Below are 4,990 nucleotides of genomic sequence, written 5' to 3'. Positions count from 1 at the left end.
AAGTTTCATGGCAATAAGAACATAAGAACTTAAAGGTTCGGGTGTGGATCTCTCGTTCATGCGCTCGGACAGTGTACTCGTTTACGTGGACTTTCTTGCTGGCCATGGTCAATGTGTTAAGGATTACAACAGTTTTCCTAGTTTGACCTAGATGCGGGCTTGACGGCTACTTTGTTCATAAGGATTTTCGGAAGTGCGATTCGTTCAGTCTAAACCTGGAAACAGGGGGATGACTGGCATTTGTTAAGTAACCCAAAAGGGTAGAGTTCGCACTTTAATCCTTAACAAATGACAACTTCATAATCATGATGGTGAGTAAGAGTACCCTAGAAATTACAAGCCCATCCCGCCCTGTACAGGCGTGAAAGCATATTCCCCAAGGTAGAGAATGGTCTTCAATCCTTGAAGCGGGAATAAAAGTAGAAAGTTACTGATAGCCTAAAACACAGTAACCTGTGAGCAAGTTCTTTACGGATAGGAACACGAAGATGTGACACACGAAAACGTCGTTAAATCTAACCAGTGAAATAAGGCTGATACACTGGAAGACCCAAAAGGGCATTAGTCAGGGTGATAAGAAAATTCCGATTACTTATCTGTACAACCTTAAGACTCGGCGTAGAACATCATCCTAAAAAGAACAAACAAATGATTATGAGGAACGAAGTAACCCAATTATTACTCTTAATCGAGGTCGAATGATTAAGTAGTCAACCAAGACGTAAACTCTATGTCAAATATAGGTAATAAATGGGGAAGATTGAGTCAGAAGCTAACGCCTTTCTGTAATGGAGAGGATACGCTGACGGACTTACGGTAAAACGGATGATAAAGGTACAAGTAGCATGAATAATGCCAATTCAGATTGCGTTCCTAAAGGACACAATACTGTGGAAATAGAGGGAAAAATCGTTGTTATCGATAGGTCAGAACATGATGCCTCTGGCAACTGGAATCTTACCAATTGGGACGCATACGAGAAACGAGTCTATAGATTGCAAAAGCGCATTTATCAAGCGTCTCAACGTGGAGATGTCAGAACAGTTCGTGGACTCCAAAAGATTTTAGTCAAATCCTGGTCAGCAAGAATGTTAGCGGTGCGTAGAGTATCCCAAGATAATAAAGGCAAGAAGACAGCAGGGGTTGACGGTGTAAAATCACTCACCTATAAACAACGCTTCAAGCTTGTTAGAAATCTGAAACTTGGGACAAAGGCTTCTCCCACTCGGAGGGTATGGATACCGAAACCTGGGAAGGATGAAGAAAGACCTTTGGGAATACCTACCATGTATGACCGCGCGTTACAAGCCTTAGTCAAACAGGCATTAGAACCTGAATGGGAGGCAAAGTTTGAACCTAACAGTTATGGGTTCAGACCAGGACGCTCATGTCACGACGCTATAGATGCCATATTCAATGCAATTAGGTATAAACCAAAATATGTGTTGGATGCTGATATAGCAAAGTGTTTTGACCGAATTAACCACCAAGAACTCCTTAATAAAGTCAATACTTTTCCTGCATTCCGCAGACAAATAAAAGCTTGGCTAAAAAGTGGGGTAATAGACAAAGACGGTCTATTTCCGACAAATGAAGGGACACCACAAGGAGGAGTAATATCACCCCTACTGGCAAATATAGCCCTTCACGGCATAGAGGAGATTATCAAAGATTTATCAGTTAACTTTGATATGAAACGCCCAAACGGATATCAACTCCCAAAAAGGGGTAAGAGAGACTCTATAAGCATAATCCGATATGCCGATGACTTCGTTATCCTTCACGAAGACATAGAAGCCATCCTCTTATGTAAAGAGGTAATATCCAAATGGTTAGGAAACATGGGACTAGAATTAAAACCTAGTAAAACCAGAACAGCCCACACCTTGAACGAATATGAAAAGGAATCACCAGGATTTAATTTCTTAGGGTTCAATGTCCGACAATACAAAGTCGGTAAATATCAATCAGGTAAAGGGTCAAGAAAAGAATTACTAGGTTTTAAAACACTCATCAAACCTAGTAAAGAGGCACAAGTAAGACATTATTCCAAACTCCGAGAGACGGTAAGGAAACACAGAGGAAAACCACAAGTTGCCCTCATAAAAAACCTCAACCCAATCATAAGAGGATGGTGTAACTATTACTCAGCAGTGGTAAGTAAGGAAGTATTCAGTAAAATGGATTCTCACCTATTCACCCAACTCTTTAAATGGGGAGAAAATCAACACCAAAACAAAGGGAGAAAATGGATAGCCTCCAAATACTTCCATAGAATCGGTGATAAAAACTGGGTATTTTCCACCGCCAGGAAAGGCATTAACCCGATGAGACTGTATTATCACAGCGAAACGGAAATAAAACGTCATACCAAGGTGAAAGGAGATGCTAGTCCATACGACGGCAACCTAGTTTATTGGAGTTCAAGAATGGGCAAACACCCTGAGATGCCTATGCGAACGGCATTTATGCTTAAAAAGCAAAAAGGGAAGTGCGCTCACTGCGAATTGTTCTTTAAAGAAGGAGATGTAATTGAACTTGACCACATCATTCCTAAGTCAAAAGGCGGAAAGAATGAGTATAAAAACTGGCAACTTCTCCATCGACACTGCCATGATGAAAAGACCAGAAAGGATGGTAGTCTAGACAGGAAACTGTCACATAAAACTATCAAATTCCCACAGAATTATCGATGGGAAAACGATATGCTGGTGACGTGCTAATGATAATAGCCGTTCTACTGAGGAGCCGTGTGATGGGAAACTATCAAGCACGGTTTTGGAGAGCAGTGGAGGGGGTGACTCCTTCACTGACTTTAATTTCAACTACAATAATAAATAGAGCAGAGAAACTAGGAGAATCATCATGGCTGTAGCAACCCTCGAAAAATGCGCTTGTCCGAAGTGTTCGTGTTCAGTCTCCCCTGAGTCAGCCGTTAAGAAAGCAGGGATGCTGTATTGTAGCGTCGCTTGTGCCGAGGGACACCCTGATGGCACCGGATGCGGTCATCCGAACTGTCACTGTCACGAATAGATGCTAATGTTCCTATCTTTTAGACACCTGGGTGTTCACATCGCCTAAGAACAAAAAAGAAAGGTTGGGGTACACTTTTAAAATCCATAATTCCTAACACTGTATTATCATCTACCTTCCTAAAAGAGTCATTAATCGGCAGGTAATCATAGATCATAGTAGCACTGACTTTCTCTCGATATTCCATCATTCGCAATCGGGCTTGACTTGTCTGTGTTTTCAGCAAGGAATTAGTCAACATCATTAAAGGTTTTAGAAAGTCATTTTTGAGTATGGGCAACTTCAAAACCCAGTTCATGGCCGTGGGATTAGGAGCCACCTTGAAAATGTTTCCCTGACTATCTAAAAATAACAAAGGATGTACATTTTCGGGATCTATAAATTCTTTTCCATACCAATTAGATGCCTCTAATAAACCATCCATTGGGTGATCCGTATGAAGTCCAGATCCTTGCCAACGACCAAGCATAAAGTCTAAATTTACAGGATCGAGAAGGTCAAATAATTGTAAAGCCGTTTCAGTTGTTGTTTTACCGGCCTTAATAATTGATTGGCAGCTTAAAGATGTTTCCATTTTCTTTTCTTTAATTTCTGAACTAATTCGTTTCTTCATCCCAGAGATTTTCTACTGTATATCCACTATTCGGTACAGCAAAAAATGAACCATCTACATAGCGATAATTTTGGTTAAGTGCCTTGAAAAGTTGGAGATCTTCTGTATCGAAAGAAACTTGTTGAGCCTCAAAATTCTCTTTGATTCGTTGAGATGAAACTGATTTGGGAATGACTACAGTGCCTCTTTCAATTGCCCATTTGATGAGAATTTGTGCTGTGGTAGCTTGATGTTTTTGGGCAATTTGTTGGATGATTGAATTTTCTAAGAGGAGAGGTTCATTCTCTTGTTTAAAAGAACTAGCACGATCTTTTGAGCCTAAAGGGGAGTAAGCTGTCAAGAGGATTTCATTCTTTTGACAATAAGCGAGTAAGTGATCTTGTTGTAAATAAGGATGACATTCTACTTGGTTCATACAAGGCTGAATTTTGGCATTTAATCTTATATTTTCCAACTTTTTTTGACTAAAATTAGAAACCCCAATACTTTTGACTAATCCTTCCTTGACAGCTTGTTCCATTCCCGACCATGTTTCTATTAAAGGCAGTTCTGATAAAGGAATATACTCAGAGGCCTGACTGGGAAAGTTAACCTCCTTTTTGAAGGCCACAGGCCAATGAATTAAAAATAAATCTAAATAGTCTAATTTTAAATCCTGTAAAGTTTCCTTGAGTGCTGGAACTACATCCGTTTTTCTGTGTCGATTGTTCCAAAGTTTTGAGGTGATAAAAATCTCCTCTCTTTTTACTACTCCTTCTTTCAAACATTCCCTAAAAGCTTGACCTATTTCTTTCTCATTACCATAAATAGGCGCACAATCAATATGACGATAACCCATTTCTAAAGCAGATTTAACTGCGATTGCTACTTGACCTTTTTCTGATTTCCAGGTTCCTAATCCCAATTGGGGGATTTTATTACCATTGTTTAATGTTAGATAATTCATCGTTTCAACTAATAAATATTAATCTTTTTTAGTGATGGGAATTTGGATTTCGCTACGTTTAGCCAGATCTGGTTTATAGGGGCCATCATAGAATAAACGACGTGGCTTTCCGACCATTGTATAGGATGGGTTTTCTGATAGCCAGTTTTTGAGTTTTTCTAAACCATCTACATAAGTTTCGTAGGAATAACCGCCCACCAATCCCAAGCTTACCACTGTCTGACTGGGAATGTCTTCAACGGTAATATTAGAGGCGATTTCTTCTGGGTAAATATCCGTGTTACGGTAGAGGAAAGAAACAGTGGCTTCCCCTGTTTTCTCCTTACCTTCTATGGTGCTAACAGGATAACGAGTTTCTACAGGAGCAGTCATAGAAATGTTATTTGAGCTAATATGCT

The 4,990-nt window shown here is 39.8% G+C and carries 5 protein-coding genes; 2 read left to right on the top strand and 3 right to left on the bottom strand.

The genetic code is table 11. From position 1 onward, the window contains the following. The first annotated feature begins 845 nt into the window (after positions 1 to 845). Positions 846 to 2,723, top strand: a complete 1,878-nt coding sequence (ltrA, locus tag VB691_RS24175; protein WP_323294081.1) for a group II intron reverse transcriptase/maturase — start codon at positions 846 to 848, stop codon at positions 2,721 to 2,723. A 142-nt stretch (positions 2,724 to 2,865) separates the two neighbouring features. Continuing rightward, positions 2,866 to 3,033 (top strand): metallothionein, encoded by a 168-nt coding sequence (locus VB691_RS24170; protein WP_323294080.1) that lies wholly within the window; start codon positions 2,866 to 2,868, stop codon positions 3,031 to 3,033. Between the two features lie 19 nt (positions 3,034 to 3,052). Here VB691_RS24170 and VB691_RS24165 read toward each other — a convergent pair whose 3' ends face one another. The 3 genes from VB691_RS24165 to VB691_RS24155 all read right to left on the bottom strand — a co-directional run. Next, entirely contained in the window at positions 3,053 to 3,607 is a 555-nt protein-coding gene (locus tag VB691_RS24165; RefSeq protein WP_323294082.1) for a DUF4334 domain-containing protein, read from the bottom strand. Positions 3,608 to 3,629: 22 nt separating this feature from the next. Beyond that, positions 3,630 to 4,592: an aldo/keto reductase gene (locus VB691_RS24160; RefSeq protein WP_323294079.1), complete on the bottom strand. Its 963-nt coding sequence runs from the start codon at positions 4,590 to 4,592 to the stop codon at positions 3,630 to 3,632. Positions 4,593 to 4,610: 18 nt separating this feature from the next. Beyond that, positions 4,611 to 4,990: heme-binding protein (locus VB691_RS24155; RefSeq protein WP_323294078.1), on the bottom strand; the 380-nt coding region annotated here is incomplete at its 5' end.

It is taken from the genome of Crocosphaera sp. XPORK-15E (genome assembly GCF_034931425.1).
GTDB lineage: Bacteria > Cyanobacteriota > Cyanobacteriia > Cyanobacteriales > Microcystaceae > UHCC-0190.
Note: the sequence above shows the minus strand (reverse complement) of the source record. Positions and strands in the feature narration are given on the sequence as shown.

What these genes read in the sequence shown, in the direction of transcription:
- ltrA (WP_323294081.1), top strand. Translation starts at nt 846, where the DNA reads ATGAATAATGCCAATTCAGATTGCGTTCCTAAAGGACACAATACTGTG.
- VB691_RS24170 (WP_323294080.1), top strand. Translation starts at nt 2,866, where the DNA reads ATGGCTGTAGCAACCCTCGAAAAATGCGCTTGTCCGAAGTGTTCGTGT.
- VB691_RS24165 (WP_323294082.1), bottom strand. Translation starts at nt 3,607, where the DNA reads ATGGAAACATCTTTAAGCTGCCAATCAATTATTAAGGCCGGTAAAACA.
- VB691_RS24160 (WP_323294079.1), bottom strand. Translation starts at nt 4,592, where the DNA reads ATGAATTATCTAACATTAAACAATGGTAATAAAATCCCCCAATTGGGA.